General features: G+C 60.8%; 21 protein-coding genes. 3 read left to right on the top strand and 18 right to left on the bottom strand.

Annotation, left to right across the window (positions count from 1 at the left end; genetic code table 11):
- Nucleotides 1-16 precede the first annotated feature (16 nt).
- On the top strand, nucleotides 17-1,204 hold the full coding sequence (locus tag GVL50_RS09815; RefSeq protein ID WP_053118445.1) for an MFS transporter: 1,188 nt from the start codon (nucleotides 17-19) through the stop codon (nucleotides 1,202-1,204).
- Between the two features lie 67 nt (nucleotides 1,205-1,271).
- Here GVL50_RS09815 and GVL50_RS09810 read toward each other — a convergent pair whose 3' ends face one another.
- The 11 genes from GVL50_RS09810 to ccmA all read right to left on the bottom strand — a co-directional run bounded on the left by GVL50_RS09810 (nucleotide 1,272) and on the right by ccmA (nucleotide 9,376).
- The gene (locus tag GVL50_RS09810) at nucleotides 1,272-1,676 is read right to left on the bottom strand and encodes a type II toxin-antitoxin system HicB family antitoxin (protein WP_053118443.1); all 405 of its coding nucleotides are present in this window, start codon (nucleotides 1,674-1,676) and stop codon (nucleotides 1,272-1,274) included.
- A 318-nt stretch (nucleotides 1,677-1,994) separates the two neighbouring features.
- Nucleotides 1,995-2,399, bottom strand: a complete 405-nt coding sequence (locus GVL50_RS09805) for a hypothetical protein (protein ID WP_053118435.1) — start codon at nucleotides 2,397-2,399, stop codon at nucleotides 1,995-1,997.
- Nucleotides 2,400-2,424: 25 nt separating this feature from the next.
- Nucleotides 2,425-3,627: a c-type cytochrome biogenesis protein CcmI gene (gene ccmI / locus GVL50_RS09800; protein WP_053118433.1), complete on the bottom strand. Its 1,203-nt coding sequence runs from the start codon at nucleotides 3,625-3,627 to the stop codon at nucleotides 2,425-2,427.
- Nucleotides 3,624-4,094 (bottom strand): cytochrome c-type biogenesis protein, encoded by a 471-nt coding sequence (locus tag GVL50_RS09795; RefSeq protein ID WP_159812672.1) that lies wholly within the window; start codon nucleotides 4,092-4,094, stop codon nucleotides 3,624-3,626. The genes ccmI and GVL50_RS09795 overlap by 4 nt, the downstream gene beginning before the upstream one ends.
- Entirely contained in the window at nucleotides 4,091-4,627 is a 537-nt protein-coding gene (locus GVL50_RS09790; protein ID WP_053118429.1) for a DsbE family thiol:disulfide interchange protein, read from the bottom strand. The genes GVL50_RS09795 and GVL50_RS09790 overlap by 4 nt, the downstream gene beginning before the upstream one ends.
- Nucleotides 4,624-6,612, bottom strand: coding sequence for a heme lyase CcmF/NrfE family subunit (locus GVL50_RS09785; protein WP_159812670.1), 1,989 nt, complete (start codon nucleotides 6,610-6,612; stop codon nucleotides 4,624-4,626). Before GVL50_RS09785 ends, GVL50_RS09790 begins: the two co-directional genes overlap by 4 nt.
- A 3-nt stretch (nucleotides 6,613-6,615) precedes the next feature.
- Nucleotides 6,616-7,071 (bottom strand): cytochrome c maturation protein CcmE, encoded by a 456-nt coding sequence (ccmE, locus tag GVL50_RS09780; protein ID WP_053118425.1) that lies wholly within the window; start codon nucleotides 7,069-7,071, stop codon nucleotides 6,616-6,618.
- The gene (ccmD, locus tag GVL50_RS09775; protein WP_008055370.1) at nucleotides 7,068-7,244 is read right to left on the bottom strand and encodes a heme exporter protein CcmD; all 177 of its coding nucleotides are present in this window, start codon (nucleotides 7,242-7,244) and stop codon (nucleotides 7,068-7,070) included. Before ccmD ends, ccmE begins: the two co-directional genes overlap by 4 nt.
- On the bottom strand, nucleotides 7,241-7,996 hold the full coding sequence (locus tag GVL50_RS09770) for a heme ABC transporter permease (RefSeq protein WP_053118423.1): 756 nt from the start codon (nucleotides 7,994-7,996) through the stop codon (nucleotides 7,241-7,243). The genes ccmD and GVL50_RS09770 overlap by 4 nt, the downstream gene beginning before the upstream one ends.
- Before the next feature lie 79 nt (nucleotides 7,997-8,075).
- Nucleotides 8,076-8,744, bottom strand: a complete 669-nt coding sequence (gene ccmB / locus GVL50_RS09765; protein ID WP_007919970.1) for a heme exporter protein CcmB — start codon at nucleotides 8,742-8,744, stop codon at nucleotides 8,076-8,078.
- Nucleotides 8,741-9,376, bottom strand: coding sequence for a cytochrome c biogenesis heme-transporting ATPase CcmA (gene ccmA, locus GVL50_RS09760; protein ID WP_159812668.1), 636 nt, complete (start codon nucleotides 9,374-9,376; stop codon nucleotides 8,741-8,743). The genes ccmB and ccmA overlap by 4 nt, the downstream gene beginning before the upstream one ends.
- Nucleotides 9,377-9,573: 197 nt before the next feature.
- Between ccmA and GVL50_RS09755 the strand changes: the two genes are divergently transcribed.
- Together GVL50_RS09755 and GVL50_RS09750 are read left to right on the top strand one after the other, a co-directional pair.
- The gene (locus GVL50_RS09755) at nucleotides 9,574-11,148 is read left to right on the top strand and encodes a flagellar hook-length control protein FliK (RefSeq protein ID WP_159812667.1); all 1,575 of its coding nucleotides are present in this window, start codon (nucleotides 9,574-9,576) and stop codon (nucleotides 11,146-11,148) included.
- Entirely contained in the window at nucleotides 11,145-11,474 is a 330-nt protein-coding gene (locus tag GVL50_RS09750; RefSeq protein WP_159812666.1) for an EscU/YscU/HrcU family type III secretion system export apparatus switch protein, read from the top strand. Before GVL50_RS09755 ends, GVL50_RS09750 begins: the two co-directional genes overlap by 4 nt.
- A gap of 123 nt (nucleotides 11,475-11,597) precedes the next feature.
- Here GVL50_RS09750 and GVL50_RS09745 read toward each other — a convergent pair whose 3' ends face one another.
- The 7 genes from GVL50_RS09745 to GVL50_RS09715 form a co-directional block, all read right to left on the bottom strand.
- Entirely contained in the window at nucleotides 11,598-11,990 is a 393-nt protein-coding gene (locus tag GVL50_RS09745; RefSeq protein ID WP_159812664.1) for a DUF2802 domain-containing protein, read from the bottom strand.
- Complete coding sequence (locus tag GVL50_RS09740; RefSeq protein ID WP_053118413.1) at nucleotides 11,991-12,476, bottom strand: chemotaxis protein CheW; 486 nt, start codon at nucleotides 12,474-12,476, stop codon at nucleotides 11,991-11,993. It lies immediately after the preceding gene.
- A 73-nt stretch (nucleotides 12,477-12,549) separates the two neighbouring features.
- Nucleotides 12,550-13,464 carry a CheW domain-containing protein gene (locus GVL50_RS09735; protein ID WP_159812662.1) on the bottom strand — a complete coding sequence of 305 codons (915 nt, stop codon included), beginning with the start codon at nucleotides 13,462-13,464 and terminating at the stop codon, nucleotides 12,550-12,552.
- 29 nt (nucleotides 13,465-13,493) lie between these two features.
- A complete protein-coding gene (locus GVL50_RS09730) occupies nucleotides 13,494-14,282 on the bottom strand; it encodes a ParA family protein (protein WP_053118409.1) in 789 nt (262 codons plus the stop codon).
- A 43-nt stretch (nucleotides 14,283-14,325) separates the two neighbouring features.
- Nucleotides 14,326-15,216, bottom strand: coding sequence for a flagellar motor protein MotD (gene motD / locus GVL50_RS09725; protein WP_053118407.1), 891 nt, complete (start codon nucleotides 15,214-15,216; stop codon nucleotides 14,326-14,328).
- A 12-nt stretch (nucleotides 15,217-15,228) separates the two neighbouring features.
- On the bottom strand, nucleotides 15,229-15,969 hold the full coding sequence (locus GVL50_RS09720; RefSeq protein ID WP_159812660.1) for a flagellar motor protein: 741 nt from the start codon (nucleotides 15,967-15,969) through the stop codon (nucleotides 15,229-15,231).
- The gene (locus GVL50_RS09715) at nucleotides 15,969-17,129 is read right to left on the bottom strand and encodes a chemotaxis response regulator protein-glutamate methylesterase (RefSeq protein WP_159812658.1); all 1,161 of its coding nucleotides are present in this window, start codon (nucleotides 17,127-17,129) and stop codon (nucleotides 15,969-15,971) included. Before GVL50_RS09715 ends, GVL50_RS09720 begins: the two co-directional genes overlap by 1 nt.
- Nucleotides 17,130-17,144: the final 15 nt, after the last annotated feature.

Raw genomic sequence — 17,144 nt, 5'->3', positions numbered from 1 at the left:
GGATCGAGTAACTCCTATGACCGCCACGACTCACGCAATGACCCGAGGCATGGTGCTGCTGTTCGCCTTCTGCTGCGGTGCCATCGTTGCCAACATCTACTATGCGCAGCCAATCATCGGTCTGATCGCACCGGACATTGGCCTGAGCGACACCATGGCCAGTTTCATCGTCTCGCTGACGCAGATCGGTTATGCGCTGGGCCTGTTCTTTCTGGTACCGCTGGCGGATCTCCTGGAAAACCGCCGGTTGATGATCATCACTACCGTGGTGGCGATTGCCAGCCTGTTGGCGGCGGCGTTTACCGATCAGCCCAATGTGTTTCTGCTGATCTCGTTGCTGGTGGGTTTCAGTTCGGTATCGGTGCAGATTCTGATTCCTCTGGCGGCGCATCTTGCTCCGGAAGAATCCCGTGGCCGTGTGGTCGGCGGGATCATGGGCGGTTTGTTGCTGGGTATTCTGTTGGCGCGACCGGTATCGAGCGTGGTTGCGGATCACCTCGGCTGGCGGGCGATGTTCATGATTGCTGCGGCACTGATGGCGGCGATCAGCGTGGTGTTGGCGCTGACCGTGCCCAAGCGCCAACCGGATCACAGCGCCACGTATGGCCAACTGCTTGGCTCGTTGTGGACGCTGCTGCGCCAACAACCGGTGCTGCGTCAACGTGCGTTTTATCAGGGCTGCATGTTCGCCACGTTCAGCCTGTTCTGGACGGCCGTGCCGCTGGAACTGGCGCGCAACCATGGTTTGTCGCAAAGCGAGATCGCGATTTTCGCGCTGGTCGGCGCCATCGGTGCCATAGCCGCCCCGATCAGCGGGCGCCTGGCCGACGCCGGCCACACTCGCATCGCCTCGCTGCTGGCCATGATCTTCGCCAGCCTGAGCTTCCTGCCCGCGTTCATCCACCCCGCCTACAGCGTCATCGGCCTGGCCGTGACCGGCGTGGTACTCGACTTCTGCGTACAAATGAACATGGTGCTCGGCCAACGCGCGGTCTACTCGCTGGATGCAAAAAGCCGTGGCCGCCTCAACGCCCTGTACATGACCAGCATCTTCATCGGCGGCGCCTTCGGCTCGTCGGTGGCCAGTGCGGTGTATGAACATGGCGGCTGGTTGTGGATCGTGATTGTGGGGAGTGTGTTTCCGTTGTTGGCGTTGCTGCGGTTTTTGAGTGCTTCGCAAGGGCGATCGTTGGCCACGGCGTAGCTACAAAAGCTTCGCGAGCAGGCTCGCTCCCACAGGTCACTCACCGGGCCTGAGGGAGCGAGGACGGTTAATACCGCACCAGCTTCTCCATTGCCGCATCCGCCAGAAAGGAGGAGCGGCTTTTGACGTTGTGTTCGCGCACATAACGATCAATGCGCTGAATCACGTAACCGGGGAGCGTCACGTTGACCTTCTCGGTCTTGCCCAGATACGGCGAGATATCCAGCTCGAGCATGCCCCAGCCCATCTCGGCGAACTCCGGGTTATTACGGTGCGCCGAGGCAGAGGTCGGCATGGGAATAGCGTCGCCATCTGCTGCAATCTCCTGCAGCATGATGTGCGCTATTTCAACGGCCGCATTGTAGGCATCTTCAAAGCTATCCCCGGCCGTCACGGCGCCAGGAATATCGGGGATCTGAATACCGATGGCAGTGTTCTCGTCGCCCCATTCGATGCAGATTGGGTATTGCATTACGGATCTCCTTTGCTTTTGCCAACTTGCCCCGGCCTTTTATAAATAACCCTAGAGTTATTTTTACTTAAACACATAAACGATAAGAGCGACGCCCGGTTGTTTTACAACATGTGATTGATCGCATTAAAAGCATCTCCGATCAGAACTCCCCTGTGGGAGCGGGCTTGCTCGCGAAGGCGTCGTGTCAGTCGACCTTTACTAACCTGACACGCCACTTTCGCGAGCAAGCCCGCTCCCACAGGGTTTCTCGAGCCGCTTCAAGATTTGCGCATGACGCAGACAAAAAAACGGCGATCCGAAGATCGCCGTTTTCATTTACTCCCCGAACTGCTTGCCCAGTCCCGGTGGCACGCCGTGGATGTTGGTGTCTTCCCACGGGCCGTTGGGGCTGATCGAGCGGCTCCAGCCGTTGTTCCAGCGGTAGTAGGTGCGCTGGCGGTAGAAGGTGTTGGTCTGGTCGTCGAGGACGTAGACGCCGAGTTTCTGATCCCAGTGGCTGTTGCCGCCCGGCGGTGGGGCGAAGCTGGCTGAGGTGCGCGGGACGGGTTTTGCCGGTTTCGCCGGGATGCTTTTGCCCGGCGTTGGCGAGGTCGATGGGGTCGGGCTTGGTTGCGACGGCGGGATCGGCGGCAGGTTGGTCGTCGGTTCCGGGCGTTGCACCGCACATGCACTCAAGCCCAGGGCCAGTGTGAGGACTGTGATTCGGGCGATGGTGTGCATGGCGGTGCTTTCCTTGTTTGCCCGATTATTTGTCCGGGCTGTCGATGGTCAGTGTTTGTAGCGCGGTGGTGCTGCTGGCCAGAGGACCGCTGCGACCGACCCATTCCCCGGCAGTCGGTTGGCCGGCACGGGACACGCGCGCAACCAGTTGGACTTCAGGGAAGTTCGACAGTTTCAACTGCGGCATCATTGCGTCGGCATCGCCCAGTTCGACGGTCACCGGCAGATCCGCCACGGTCAGGCGCTTGGCGGCCAACGGTGCCGGTGGGCCGGAGGTGGCGCGGGCGAAGATGAACACGCTATCGCCCGGTTGCACTTTGCCTTTGAGCTCGCTGGCCAGATCAACGCTGACTTTCAACAGCGCAGCTTTCGCCGGCGCGGGCGCCGCAGCGACCTTGCCGCCGCTGGCTTCCAGACGTTCGGCAGCGCGCTTGATTCCGCCTTCCAGCGCGGCACGGGAATTGTCGTCCGGCGGCAATTGCGCGAGCAGACGGTTCCAGTAATCGATGGCTTGCTGAAAGCGCTCGCCTTCGAACGCGGCGATGCCGAGCAGACCGAGGCTGGTGACTTCTTTCGGATCAGCCTTCAACGCTTCGTCAGTCAGTGCCTGAATTTTGTCCGACCACTTTTTGCCATCGGCAAAATACTGCGCCTGCGCCCACTGGCCGAGCAGTTCCGGCTGCCGACCGGCAAGATTGGCGGCGCGCTCGAACATCTTCGCTGCGTCCGCCGGACGATCCTGAGCCATGTAGGTACGGCCGAGGAAGTACACGCCCTCAGCAGAATCCGGTTGCGCGGCAACAGCACGCTCCAGACGCTGGGTCATCTCTTCCATCGACTTCGGTGCTTCGGCGAATTCGCGGGTCAGTTCGACTTTTTCCACGGCACCGAAATGCATGTACAAGCCCAGCCCCAGCACCGGAACCAGCACGGCGGCCAGCAGCGGCAACGGTTTGCCCAATCGGGAAACCCGTGGCGCCGCAACCCCTTCGGTATCGGCCAGCAACTCACGCGCTGCTTCCGCGCGACCGCTGTCCATTTGCGCCGCGTCGAGCACGCCTTCGGCCTGTTGCGATTGCAACTCGGCAACTCGCTCCTCGTACAACGCGACGTTCAGGGCAGTACGATCCTCTTCACGCTGGGCGCGACGTTCACGCAGAACCGGGATCAGCAGGAAACTCAGGGCGACCAGAAGCAACAGCCCTGCGGCAAGCCAGAAATCAATCATTCTTGGTTTTTATCCAACAGTTGGTCGAGGCGCTGACGCTCTTCGGTGGACAGCGATTGCGGGGTGTCGGCGCGTTGACCGCGACGACGGCGGACGATCACCGCGATCACCACGAAACCACCGAGCAGCAAACCGGCCGGGCCGAACCACAGCAGCGCGGTCTTGGCGTTGAGTGCCGGTTTGTAGCGGACGAAATCACCGTAGCGATCGACCATGAAGTCGATGATCTGCTGGTTGTCCTTGCCCTCGCCGAGCATGCGGAAAATCTCTTTGCGCAGGTCAGCGGCAATCGGTGCGTTGGAGTCAGCGATGTCCTGGTTCTGGCACTTGGGGCAGCGCAGTTCCTTGGTCAGTTCGCGGAAACGCTCGCGATCGCCTTCTTTGGCAAACTCGTAGGTGTCGATCGCGGCGTGGGCCACGCCCACCAGACTCAAACCCAATATCACGGCAGCTAGAAAACGCTTCATGGCTTGGCCTCATCGACCAGCGCCTGATATTTGGCCGCGAGTTTTTCGCGCCAGACTTGCTCGTCGATCACGCCAACGTATTTGTCGCGGATGATGCCCTTGGCGTCGATGAAGAAGGTTTCCGGCGCGCCGTACACACCGAGATTCAGACCTAGCGAACCTTCGTCGTCACGGATATCCAGCGCGTATGGATTGTGAAATTCGCTCAACCATTTCAAGGCATCGGCGTTGGTGTCTTTGTAGTTAATCCCATAGATCACCACGCCACGCTCGGCGAGTTTGTTCAGCACCGGATGCTCGACCCGGCAGGAAATGCACCAGGTGCCCCACACATTGACCAGCGCCGGTTTGCCAAGAATGTCAGCCTTGGTCAGGGTCTTGTCGCCCTGCACGCTCGGCAGGGAAAACTCCGGGAATGGCTTGTTGATCATCGCCGACGGCAGCTCCGACGGATCAAGGTACAGACCGCGATACAGAAACACCGCCACCAGCAGAAAAATCGCCAATGGCACCAGCATCAACCAACGTCTCATGCAGCCGCTCCCGTCATGCCCAGTGCTTCACGCACCTTGGATTTCACCTTGACCCGATAACGTCGATCGAGCGCCGCCAGCAACCCACCGAAACCGGTGAGCAAGCCGCCGAACCAGATCCAGCGCACGAACGGTTTGACGTGTACGCGAACCGCCCACGCACCGTTGTCCAGCGGCTCGCCGAGGGCAACGTAAAGGTCGCGAGTGAAACCGGCGTCGATCCCGGCTTCGGTCATCACCGAGTTCTGCACGGTGTACAGACGTTTTTCCGGGTGCAGCACGCTGATTTCCTTGCCATTGCGAATGACGCGGATGGTGCCTTTGTCAGACGTGAAGTTCGGCCCTTCGAAGTGCTTGGCGCCTTCGAAGACGAAGTGATAACCGGCCAGATCCATCGACTCGCCCGGCGCCAGACGCAGGTCACGCTCGGCACTGTTCTGACTCGACAACACCACGCCCAACGCGCAAACCGCGATGCCGAGGTGAGCGATCTGCATGCCCCAATAGCTGCGGGTCAGGGTCGGCAAGCCTTTGATCAGGCCTTTGTGGCGAGTCTTGTCGAAAATGTCGCGCACACCGGCGAGCAATACCCACGCGGCGAGCAGGAAGGTCGCGATCACCGCCCAGTTGAAATCGCCGTAAGCGATACCGGCAACCACGGCCAGCACCACGCTACCCAGCAACACCGGGGTCAGCATGTTCACCAGCCATTTCACCGGGGTGTCTTTCCAGCGCACGACCATGCCGATTGCCATCACCACCATCAACAGCGCCATCAAAGGAATGAACAGCGCGTTGAAGTACGGCGGGCCGACCGACAGCTTGGCGCCGCTGATCGCATCGAGAATCAGCGGATAGAGGGTGCCAAGCAGGATCATCGACGCGGCCACGACCAGCACCAGGTTGTTGCCCAGCAGCAGGGTTTCCCGCGACCACAGGTTGAAGCCAACCTGGCTCTTGACCACTGGCGCGCGCAGGGCGAACAGCGTCAACGATCCACCGACCACAAACAGCAGGAAGATCAGAATAAACACGCCGCGTTCAGGATCGGAGGCGAACGCGTGTACCGAGGTCAACACGCCGGAACGCACGAGGAAGGTGCCGAGCAGGCTCAGCGAGAACGCAGCAATCGCCAGCAACACCGTCCAGCTCTTGAACACGCCACGTTTTTCCGTGACCGCCAGCGAGTGGATCAGCGCGGTGCCGACCAGCCAAGGCATGAAGGAAGCGTTTTCCACCGGATCCCAGAACCACCAGCCGCCCCAGCCGAGTTCGTAATACGCCCACCACGAACCGAGGGTGATGCCGATGCCGAGGAAGGCCCAGGCGACGATCGTCCACGGACGCGACCAGCGCGCCCACGCCGCATCCAGTCGACCGCCCATCAGCGCGGCGATGGCGAAAGCGAAGGCCACCGAAAAACCGACATAACCCATGTACAGCATCGGCGGGTGAACGATCAGGCCGATGTCTTGCAGCAATGGGTTGAGGTCAGCGCCGTTGCTCGGCATTTGCGGCAGGATGCGTTTGAACGGGTTGGACGTGAGGATCAGGAACAACAGGAAACCGGTGCTGATCATGCCCATCACCGCCAGCACGCGGGCGAGCATGACTTGCGGCAACTGGCGGGAGAACACCGACACCGCGAACGTCCAGCCGCCAAGAATCAGTGCCCACAGCAGCAACGAACCTTCGTGGGCACCCCACACGGCGCTGAATTTGTAATACCACGGCAACGCGGTATTCGAGTTGTTCGCCACGTAGGCGACGGAGAAGTCGTCGACCATGAACGCGTAGGTCAAGGCGCCGAAGGCGAACAGCAAAAACGCAAACTGCCCCCACGCGGCCGGCTGGGCCAGACTCATCCAGAAACGGTCACCGCGCCAGGCGCCAATCAATGGCACCACGGCCTCCACCAGCGCAAAACACAGCGCCAGAATCATCGCCAGATGGCCCAACTCAGGAATAAAAATCGCCGACGTCATGGATCAACCCTCCTTCGCAGGTGTTGGGGCGGATTGACCGCTGTCTTTCAAGGCTTTGGTCACTTCCGGCGGCATGTACTTCTCGTCGTGCTTGGCCAGCACTTCATCGGCGACGACCACGCCATCAGCGTTGATCTTGCCCAGCGCCACGATGCCCTGCCCTTCGCGGAACAGATCCGGGAGGATGCCGCGATAGGTGATGGTCACGGATTTGTTGAAATCGGTGACAACAAATTTGACGTCCAGCGAGTCCGGCGAACGTTGCAGCGAGCCCTTCTCGACCATGCCACCGGCACGGATGCGTGTGTCTTGCGGTGCTTCGCCGTTGGCGATCTGCGTCGGCGTGTAGAACAAGTTGATGTTCTGCTGCAGGGCGCTAAGGGCCAGGCCGACGGCAGCGCCGACCCCGACCAGAATGGCCAGAATGATGATCAGACGTTTCTTGCGCAGCGGATTCACTTGCCGTTCTCCCGGCGCAGACGACGCGCCTCTTGTTGCAGATACCGCTTGCGGGCCAGGATCGGTGCCGCCACGTTAAGCGCCAGTACCGCCAGACAGATGCCGTAGGCCGACCAGACATAAAGGCCATGATGGCCCATGGCGAGAAAATCGCCGAATGAAGCAAAACTCATCGAGCGGCCTCCAGACTGTTCTGTACTTCTTCTTTTACCCAACTGGCGCGGGCTTCGCGCTTGAGCACTTCAAGGCGCATGCGCAGCAACAGCACGGCGCCGAAGAAACAGTAGAAACCCAGTACCGTCAGCAACAGCGGCAGCCACATCTCCGCCGGCATCGCCGGTTTTTCGGTGAGGGTAAAGGTCGCGCCCTGGTGCAGGGTGTTCCACCACTCCACCGAGTATTTGATGATCGGGATGTTGATCACCCCGACGATGGCCAGCACCGCGCAGGCCTTGGCGGCGCTGTCGCGATTGCTGATGGCATTGCCCAGCGCAATCACGCCGAAATACAGGAACAGCAGAATCAGCATCGAGGTCAGCCGCGCATCCCAGACCCACCACGAACCCCAGGTCGGTTTGCCCCAGATCGCCCCGGTGACCAGCGCCACGGCGGTCATCCACGCACCGATCGGCGCCGCGCATTGCAGCGCGACGTCAGCCAGTTTCATCTTCCACACCAGACCGACAATGCCGCACACCGCCAGCATCACGTAGATCGACTGCGCGAGCATCGCGGCAGGCACGTGGATATAGATGATGCGAAAGCTGTTGCCTTGCTGGTAGTCCGGCGGCGCGAAGGCCAGGCCCCAAACGACGCCGACGCCAATCAACAGCAACGCTGCGATGCTCAGCCACGGCAAGAACTTGCTGCTGATGCCGTAGAACCACTTCGGTGAGCCGAGCTTGTGAAACCAGGTCCAGTTCATACTGTTTCCATCACGGGTGCCGCTCATCGATGTGAGCTGGCATTTGGGTCTTTGCTGATCAAATTTTGATCAGACCTCATTATTCGCCGACGCTGATCTTCAGGCCAGCAGCTATTGCAAAAGGTGTCAGGGTGATCGCCAGGGCGGTCAGGCTACCAAGCCAAAGCAGATACCCGGTCGCCGGCATGCCTTGGAGGGCGGCCTGCAAGGCGCCACTGCCAAGGATCAATACCGGGATGTACAACGGCAGAATCAGCAGCGCCAACAACAGGCCGCCGCGTTTCAAACCGACCGTCAGTGCCGCGCCCACCGCGCCGAGCAAGCTCAGCACCGGTGTACCCAGCAACAACGACAGCAACAAAACCGGCAGACACGCGGCAGGCAAACCGAGCATCAACGCCAGCAAGGGTGAGAGCAAAACCAGTGCCAGACCGGAGAAGAGCCAGTGTGCCAGCACCTTGGCCAATACCAGTAGTGGCAGGGGGTGCGACGAAAGGACCCACTGTTCCAGGGATCCGTCTTCGAAATCACTGCGGAAAAGCCCGTCCAGCGAGAGCAGGACCGACAAAAGCGCCGCCACCCAGACTAACCCCGGGGACAGGTTTTGCAACACTTGAGTTTCCGGGCCGACGGCCAGCGGGAACAAAGCGATGACGATGGCGAAGAAAATCAGCGGATTGGCCAGCTCCGCCGGGCGGCGAAACAGCAGTCGCGATTCACGGGCAACCAGCAGGCCGAAGACACTCATACTGCCCAGTTCCCCAAATCGATATCGCGATAACCGGTCGGCATCCGGCTCAACGTGTGGTGCGTGGTCAACACCACCAGACCGCCACGTTCACAATGGTTGGCCAGATGTTCTTCAAGTTGCGCCACGCCTTGTTTATCGAGGGCGGTGAACGGCTCGTCGAGAATCCACAGCGGCGGACTGTCCAGATACAACCGCGCCAGCGCCACGCGGCGTTGCTGGCCGGCGGACAAGCTGTGGCAGGGAACATCTTCGAAACCGCGCAATCCTACCGCTGCCAGCGCTTGCCAGATCGCCTCGCGTTCGGCGGGATGATGCAGGGCGCAGAGCCACGAGAGATTCTCTTCCGGGGTCAGCAAATCCTTGATCCCGGCAGCATGGCCGATCCACAACAGGTTGCGCGCCAGTTCGCTGCGTTGCTCAGTCAGCGGCAAACCGTTGAGCAGGACTTGACCGTCGGTCGGCTGCATCAATCCGGCCAACAGGCGTAATAAACTGGTTTTACCGCTGCCGTTGGGACCGCTGATTTGCACCATATCGCCACTGGCCAGTCTCAATTCGAGATTCTCGAAGAGCAGCCGCAGGTCACGTTCACACGCGAGGGCAACAGTTTGCAGGACAGGACTGGTCAAGGGATCACGGGCCTTATACGGTTCAAGTCGGCTCTGGCGCGGCCGTTAAAGAGATGCAGCATAAATGCAATGACGGCTCGATCTAGAGAGCTGCGTCAAACAATTGCTATGTTTTTTGAACGAATCGCAAGACGGGCGGCATTATACATGGCGTGCCCGACTCCCCAGAGTGCATTTTCTAAAGGTTGTTTCACTGTATGACAGGCGAAATGAACATCCTCCCGCTCCCGCAGGCCACACCGGCGACTGCTCGCCCGCAGGTCGGTGAGCTGCTCAAGCTGCTGACACCGGTCGAAGGCTTGATCGGCGCCGGCCAGAGTGCCAAGGCCGAGGTGTTGTCGCTGAAGCAGGCGGATCAGACCTTTCAATTGTTGCTCAAAGTGACGCTGGACAGCGGCCGCCAGACCACCGTGCAAACGACCAGCAATCTGCCATTGCTGCAAGGCACCAGCATTGCGATCACCCAACCCTCGGCCGGCAACCTGGCGATCACCGTGCAACAGGCCATCGCCAGCAGCGTCGCCGCCCTCACCCGCATTGATACGTCGCAATTGCCCGTGGGCACGTTGCTGCAAGGCAAAGTCCTGACTTCGCAGGTACTGCCGCAAACACCGGGGCAAGCGACGGTGTTCCGTTCGCTGGTCAGTTTGCTCAACACCGCGCAGAGCGGCAGCACGCTGACCATCGACAGCCCGCAACCGCTGCGCATCGGCACCTTGCTCTCGGCGTTGGTGGAAGATGCGCAAACCCTGAAATTCCTGCCCCTGAGCAGCCGGCAGGAACAACTGGCCGTCAGTCAGCAACTGGTCGGCCAGCAAAGTCGCCAAGCGTCTCTGAGCGGTCTGCTGAATGCACTGCAAAATCTGCCGGCGGATAACGATCAGACTTCAGCGGACTTGCGCGCGGCGGTCGATAAACTGCTCGCCAGCCTCCCCGATCTGCAGCAAATGACCACCTCCAAAGGCGTGGCGCTGGCCTTGGCCAACAGCGGCGCCTTCCTCGAAGCCAAATTGCTCACCGGGCAGAACCCAACCCTGACCCCGGACATCAAAGCCGATCTGCTCAAACTGATCGCGCAACTGTCGCCGGGAGCGCCGGGCAACGCCAGTTTCAACGCAATCATCGCGGCCAACACTTTGGCGCAAGCACTGCCGAGTTTCGTCCGCAACGCCCTCGGCACCCTCGGCCAGGTCAGCGCGAAACCGGTGCCGAGCAGCTTCCCCCTGCCCGACCGCCTGCTGCAAAGCCTGGATGGCGAAGGCGATCTGGAGCATCTGCTGCGCCTCGCCGCCGCTGCTGTGTCGCGCCTGCAAAGCCATCAACTGTCGAGTCTTGAACAGACCGGTGTCACCGATGACGGCCGTCTGCTGAGCACCTGGCAGTTGGAAATCCCCATGCGAAATATGCAAGACATCGTGCCGTTGCAGGTCAAATTCCAGCGTGAAGAGGCACCGGAACGGCAGCCGCAACCGAACGAACGCCGTGACGAACGCGAGCCCAAGCAGCAACTGTGGCGCGTCGATCTGGCGTTCGACATGGAACCGCTCGGGCCAATGCAGATTCAGGCGCAACTGGTCGCCGGCAGCCTGTCCGGCCAACTGTGGGCCGAACGGGCCTACACCGCCGACCTGATCGAAAATAACCTGTTCGCCCTGCGCCAGCGCCTGCTCGATCGAGGACTCAACGTCGGCGATATCGACTGCCACCAAGGCACGCCGCCGCAAGGCAACCAAACCCGCCTCGAACACCGCTGGGTCGACGAAACCGCATGAACGATTCCACCACCCCACGCCAGGTCATCGCCCTCAAATACGACGGCAACCACGCCCCTACGCTCACCGCCAAAGGTGACGACGAACTGGCCGAAGAAATCCTGCGCATCGCCCGCGACTGCGAAGTGCCGATCTACGAGAACGCCGAGCTGGTGCGCTTGTTGGCGCGGATGGAATTGGGTGACAGCATCCCCGAGGAGCTGTACCGCACGATCGCCGAGATCATCGCGTTTGCGTGGAATCTGAAGGGGAAATTCCCCGAAGGACAAGATCCGGAGGCGCCGATGGTGGAGAAGGACATCACCGATCGCGGGGATGATTACTGATCGTTCCCACGCTCTGCGTGGGAATGCCGCCCGTGACGCTCTGCGTCACATTTCACAGGCGGAACGCGGAGCGTCCCAAGATGCATTCCCACGCAGAGCGTGGGAACGATCCCGGTACGACAATCAGTTCTTGTGCAGTTTGCGCATCAACTCCGCCTCAGCCTGGGTCAACCCGCACGACTGAGTCAGTTCATCAACGCTCGCGCCCATCCCCACCAGCTTCGCCGCTTGGGCGAATGACAGGCTCGACGGGTCGCGTTGTTCCAGTGCGACAAGCTTGTCCGGCAACGGCGCGACGACCGAGCGCAGCTCGTGCAGGGCTTCGCCCATGCGCACGTTGCCGTTCTGGTAGTCGTCGACGCGTTTGGCCAGGTCTTTGATGCGCTGATCACGCAGCGCATCGCCCTGGGCCTGTTGCGCAGCGATTAGCTTCTGCGCCTTGATGTACGCCAGAAACATTGCCAGCGTGCCTGCCCAGAAGAGGAACAGGACAATGACCGCGACTTCAAGAATCAATCAGATGTTCTCCAGATCCGACCATTCTTCTTCGCTCATCATCTTGTCCAGTTCGACCAGAATCAGCAGCTCGCCGTTCTTGTTGCACACGCCCTGGATAAACTTGGCCGATTCTTCGTTGCCGACGTTCGGCGCGGTCTCGATTTCCGACTGACGCAGGTAAACCACTTCGGCCACGCTGTCGACCATGATCCCGACGACTTGCTTGTCGGCTTCGATGATGACGATGCGGGTGTTGTCGCTGATCTCGGCATTCATCAGGCCGAAGCGCTGGCGGGTGTCGATCACGGTGACGACGTTACCGCGCAGGTTGATGATGCCCAGCACGTAGCTCGGCGCGCCCGGCACCGGAGCGATCTCGGTGTAGCGCAGCACTTCCTGAACGCGCATCACGTTGATGCCGTAGGTTTCGTTGTCCAGCTTGAAGGTTACCCATTGCAGGATCGGATCTTCAGAACCCTTTGCCGCCGTCGCCTTGTCGTTCATACCCTAGCCCCTCGAAGTACCGCGTGTGGCGGTTTATGTTTCGTCGCCGGCATTTGTACGCCGGTACTGTCTGTTATGTCGGTTTGTGGTTCGGCTTACTGCCGGACATGTGCTTCGCCCCGCCGCTGGCGATCAACTCGGCCAGTGCAGCGACATCGAGCAAGGCGCACATGTGTTCAATCACGGTGCCGGCGAGCCATGGCCGCTGACCCCGGTGACTTCTCCATTTGATTTCATTCGGATCCAGACGCAACGAGCGGCTGACCTGGTGCACCGCCAGCCCCCACTCGTAACCTTGTACCGAAATCAGGTACTGCAAGCCCTGACGGAAGTCATCGCGATAGCGATCCGGCATGACCCAGCGCGCGGTGTCCAGGACTTTCAAATTGCCGGCCTGGCTCGGCAGAATCCCGAGGAACCACTCCGGCTGACCGAACAGCGGCGTCAGCTCTTGCCCGGCCAGCGAATAGATCGAACCGAGGCACACCAGCGGCACCGCCAGCGTCAGCCCGGCAACGTCGAACAGCAGGCATTCGAACGCATCCGCGGCCCACGCCGGGCGGCCATCGGTCTCGACCGGTGGCGGCGTGTTGCTTGGCGGTAGATGCACTTCCACCACGGGCGGAATCAGTGTCTGTGGCGCCGGCGCTTCAATTTCAGGCTCAGGCTCAGGCGCCGTGGGTTCCGGCACTGTGAGCAGTTGTGTTTGCAGCAACGACGCCAACGTAGAAACCGACGCGCGCGTTTCTTCAATCAACGCCACAGGGGCCTTGGCAACAGGCGCTGCGGCAGGTGCGGCAACCGGTGCGGCAGCCTTTTGCGCATCACGCGCCTGCTCTTCCAGCACGGCTGCCTGAAACTCATCCAGCGCCTCAGGCTGCGCTTCGACTACCGCCGGCAGTTCTTCGGGAAGATCATTGAGTAAATCCTCCAGATAAGACTGCAACGCCAACTGCGGACGCGAAGTCAGCTTCACCGGCCGATTCATGCGCAGCCCCCTACACAAGTCAAAGTCATTCAGGCCACCTGCGCGACGAGTTGCTGCGCCAGCAGATGCTTGAGCAGCGCGCGGTAAGCGAGAACGCCACGGCTCTTGCCGTCGAATTGCGAAGGCGTGACACCGGCACGGCTGGCGTCACGAAGACGCGTATCGACCGGGATGTAACCTTGCCAGATCTCTTCCGGAAATTTATCGCGCAGCACGCGCAAAGTACCCAGCGACGCCTGCGTACGGCGATCAAACAGCGTCGGCACAATACTGAACGGCAGCGCCTGTTTGCGTGAACGGTTGATCATCGCCAGCGTGTTGACCATGCGCTCCAGGCCTTTGACGGCCAGATGCTCGGTCTGCACCGGGATCACCAGTTGCTGACTCGCGGCCAGCGCGTTGACCATCAGCACACCGAGCAACGGCGGGCTGTCGATGATCGCGTAATCGAAGTCCTGCCACAGCTGCGCCAGACTCTTGGCGATCACCAGACCGAGACCACTCTGCCCCGGCGACTGCCGCTCAAGAGTCGCCAGTGCGGTGCTCGACGGCAACAGCGAAATACGTTCGTCACTGGTCGACAACAGCAACTGCCCCGGCAGGCCTTGCGGCACGCTGCCCTTGTGCAGAAACAGGTCGTAGTTGCTGTGTTCCAGGCTGTCGGGGTCGTAGCCGAAATAGCTGGTCATCGAGCCGTGCGGGTCGAGATCGACCACAACCACGCGCTTGCCCGCCTCGGCCAGCAACCCGGCTAAAGCGATGGAAGATGTGGTTTTACCGACACCACCCTTTTGATTGGCGACTGCCCAGACTCTCATTCGGTTCGTTCCTCCCGGCCGATATGCTCGACCGAGACATAGCTCAGCGTGTTAATGCGGGTGACGGAGAATTGACGGCACTCTCGCGTCCCGGCGTCTTGACCGGGGTCGGTGCAGTTTGTGTGCCAGCGCGCTTCAACGCGGCGTCCGGTTGCGCATTGGCCGTCCCGGTGCCCGTCAGGCTGCGGCGGACATCGAGATTGCGCGACACCACCAACACCACCCGACGATTCTTCGCGCGGCCCTCAACGGTGGCGTTGTTCGCCACCGGTTGAAATTCGCCGTAACCCACCGACGCCAACCGGCCAGGGTTCACACCCTGCATCGCCAGCATGCGCACGATGCTCGCCGAACGCGCCGAGGACAGTTCCCAGTTGGTCGGGTACTGCGCGGTGCGGATCGGCTGATCATCGGTGAAGCCTTCGACGTGAATCGGGTTATCGAACGGTTTCAGAATCGCTGCAACCTTGTCGATGATGTTGAACGCGATGTCACTCGGCATGGCGTCGCCGCTGCCGAACAACAGGCTGGAGTTGAGTTCGATCTCGACCCACAACTCGTTGCCGCGCACGGTCATCTGGTTGGACGCGATCAAGTCGCCGAACGCGGCGCTGATGTCATCGGAGATGCTTTTCAGCGGATCGCTGGCCCCGGCGATACCGGCATCAATCTGCTCGGCATCCTTGACCAGCGGCTTGGCCGGAGTGGTGGTTTTCGGTCGCTCATCACCGATCGGAATCGGTTTGAGCGCGCGGTCGGAGTCTTTGAAAACACCGACCAGCGCCTCGGAAATTTCTTTGTACTTGCCTTCGTTGATCGACGAAATCGAGTACATCACCACGAAGAACGCGAACAGTAAGGTGATGAAATCCGCGTAGGACACCAGCCAGCGCTCGTGGTTGACGTGTTCTTCCTGGTGGCGACGACGAGCCATGAGGTTATTCCCTTAATCCATGAAGCCTTGCAGCTTCAACTCAATGGAGCGAGGGTTTTCACCTTCGGCGATCGACAGGATCCCTTCCAACAACATTTCGCGATAACGCGACTGCCGCAACGCGATTGCCTTCAGCTTGGCCGCCACCGGCAACAACACCAGGTTGGCACTGGCGACACCGTAAATGGTGGCGACGAATGCCACGGCGATACCGCTGCCCAGTTGCGTCGGATCGGCCAGATTGCCCATGACATGGATCAGGCCCATCACCGCACCGATGATGCCGATGGTGGGCGCGTAACCGCCCATGCTTTCGAAGACTTTCGCGGCTTCGATATCGCGCGCTTCCTGGGTGTAGAAATCCACTTCGAGGATGCTGCGAATCGCTTCCGGCTCGGCGCCATCGACCAGCAGTTGCAGGCCTTTGCGCGAGTAATTATCCGGTTCAGCATCGGCCACGCCTTCCAGACCCAGCAGGCCTTCCTTGCGCGCGGTGAGGCTCCAGTTGACGACACGGTCGATGCCGCCGGCCAGATCAACCCGGGGCGGAAACAGAATCCACGCCAGAATCTGCATGGCGCGTTTGAACGCGCTCATCGGCGATTGCAGCAGCGCCGCGCCGACGGTGCCGCCGAGGACGATCAACGCGGCAGGACCGTTGGCCAGCGCACCGATGTGGCCGCCTTCAAGGTAGTTGCCGCCGATGATGGCGACGAACGCCATGATGATCCCGATAAGGCTTAGAACATCCATCAGATACACGCCTCGACGATGTGCTTGCCGATCTCGTCCAGGCTGTACACCGCGTCGGCGAGGTCAGCTTTGACGATGGCCATCGGCATGCCGTAGATCACGCAACTGGCTTCGTCCTGCGCCCAGATCGAGCTGCCGCCCTGCTTGAGCAAACGCGCGCCTTCACGGCCGTCAGCGCCCATGCCGGTGAGCACCACCGCCAGAACTTTGTCACCGTAGGACTTGGCCGCAGAGCCGAACGTGATGTCCACGCACGGCTTGTAATTCAGACGCTCGTCGCCCGGCAGAATCTTCACCGCGCCACGGCCGTCGATCATCATTTGCTTGCCACCCGGCGCCAGCAACGCCAGCCCCGGACGCAGGATGTCGCCATCCTCGGCTTCCTTGACGGTGATGCGGCAGAGTTTGTCGAGACGCTCGGCAAACGCTTTGGTGAACGCCGCCGGCATGTGCTGGATCAACACGATCGGTGCCGGGAAGTTCGCTGGCAACTGAGTCAACACCCGTTGTAGCGCAACCGGACCGCCCGTCGAGGTGCCGATGGCAACCAGTTTGTAAGCCTTGCGTTTCGGTGCCGGCGACGAAGCGCTGGCGGCCGGTGCACGGGTTGCAACCGGAGCATGCACAGGCGCTGGCGCTGGACGCACCGCAGCGCTGGTGCTGTGGCTGCTGCTGTGGCTACTGAAGCTTGATGCAGTCGGAGCAGGCGTCGGCGCAGGTGCAGCCACTGGAGCCGGCGCACTGTAAGCACTGAAACGACGATTACTGCGCGAGATGCTGTGCACCTTTTCGCACAGCAGTTGTTTGACCTTCTCGGGATTGCGCGAGATGTCTTCGAAATTCTTCGGCAGGAAATCCACCGCGCCGGCGTCCAGCGCATCGAGGGTGACCCGAGCGCCTTCGTGGGTCAGCGAGGAGAACATCAACACCGGGGTCGGGCAGCGCTGCATGATGTGCCGCACCGCCGTGATGCCGTCCATCATGGGCATCTCGTAGTCCATGGTGATCACGTCCGGCTTGAGCGCCAGTGCCTGATCGATGGCCTCTTTACCGTTGGTGGCGGTGCCGACCACCTGGATGCTCGGATCCGCTGAAAGAATTTCCGAGACGCGGCGGCGGAAAAAACCCGAATCGTCCACCACCAGGACTTTGACTGCCATAAACACTCCATTAGG

Origin of the sequence: Pseudomonas sp. 18058 (genome assembly GCF_902706155.1) — a bacterium.
Classification (GTDB): Bacteria; Pseudomonadota; Gammaproteobacteria; order Pseudomonadales; family Pseudomonadaceae; genus Aquipseudomonas; species Aquipseudomonas rustica.
Note: the sequence above shows the minus strand (reverse complement) of the source record. Positions and strands in the feature narration are given on the sequence as shown.

Coding starts and splice junctions, on each gene's coding strand:
- GVL50_RS09785 (WP_159812670.1), bottom strand. CDS start 6,612: ATGACGTCGGCGATTTTTATTCCTGAGTTGGGCCATCTGGCGATGATT.
- ccmB (WP_007919970.1), bottom strand. CDS start 8,744: ATGAGTGTCTTCGGCCTGCTGGTTGCCCGTGAATCGCGACTGCTGTTT.
- GVL50_RS09730 (WP_053118409.1), bottom strand. CDS start 14,282: ATGAGAGTCTGGGCAGTCGCCAATCAAAAGGGTGGTGTCGGTAAAACC.
- GVL50_RS09815 (WP_053118445.1), top strand. CDS start 17: ATGACCGCCACGACTCACGCAATGACCCGAGGCATGGTGCTGCTGTTC.
- ccmI (WP_053118433.1), bottom strand. CDS start 3,627: ATGATTGATTTCTGGCTTGCCGCAGGGCTGTTGCTTCTGGTCGCCCTG.
- GVL50_RS09810 (WP_053118443.1), bottom strand. CDS start 1,676: ATGCAATACCCAATCTGCATCGAATGGGGCGACGAGAACACTGCCATC.
- GVL50_RS09720 (WP_159812660.1), bottom strand. CDS start 15,969: ATGGATGTTCTAAGCCTTATCGGGATCATCATGGCGTTCGTCGCCATC.
- GVL50_RS09755 (WP_159812667.1), top strand. CDS start 9,574: ATGACAGGCGAAATGAACATCCTCCCGCTCCCGCAGGCCACACCGGCG.
- GVL50_RS09740 (WP_053118413.1), bottom strand. CDS start 12,476: ATGAACGACAAGGCGACGGCGGCAAAGGGTTCTGAAGATCCGATCCTG.
- GVL50_RS09735 (WP_159812662.1), bottom strand. CDS start 13,464: ATGAATCGGCCGGTGAAGCTGACTTCGCGTCCGCAGTTGGCGTTGCAG.
- motD (WP_053118407.1), bottom strand. CDS start 15,216: ATGGCTCGTCGTCGCCACCAGGAAGAACACGTCAACCACGAGCGCTGG.
- GVL50_RS09790 (WP_053118429.1), bottom strand. CDS start 4,627: ATGAGACGTTGGTTGATGCTGGTGCCATTGGCGATTTTTCTGCTGGTG.
- GVL50_RS09805 (WP_053118435.1), bottom strand. CDS start 2,399: ATGCACACCATCGCCCGAATCACAGTCCTCACACTGGCCCTGGGCTTG.
- GVL50_RS09715 (WP_159812658.1), bottom strand. CDS start 17,129: ATGGCAGTCAAAGTCCTGGTGGTGGACGATTCGGGTTTTTTCCGCCGC.
- ccmD (WP_008055370.1), bottom strand. CDS start 7,244: ATGAGTTTTGCTTCATTCGGCGATTTTCTCGCCATGGGCCATCATGGC.
- GVL50_RS09770 (WP_053118423.1), bottom strand. CDS start 7,996: ATGAACTGGACCTGGTTTCACAAGCTCGGCTCACCGAAGTGGTTCTAC.
- GVL50_RS09795 (WP_159812672.1), bottom strand. CDS start 4,094: ATGAAGCGTTTTCTAGCTGCCGTGATATTGGGTTTGAGTCTGGTGGGC.
- GVL50_RS09750 (WP_159812666.1), top strand. CDS start 11,145: ATGAACGATTCCACCACCCCACGCCAGGTCATCGCCCTCAAATACGAC.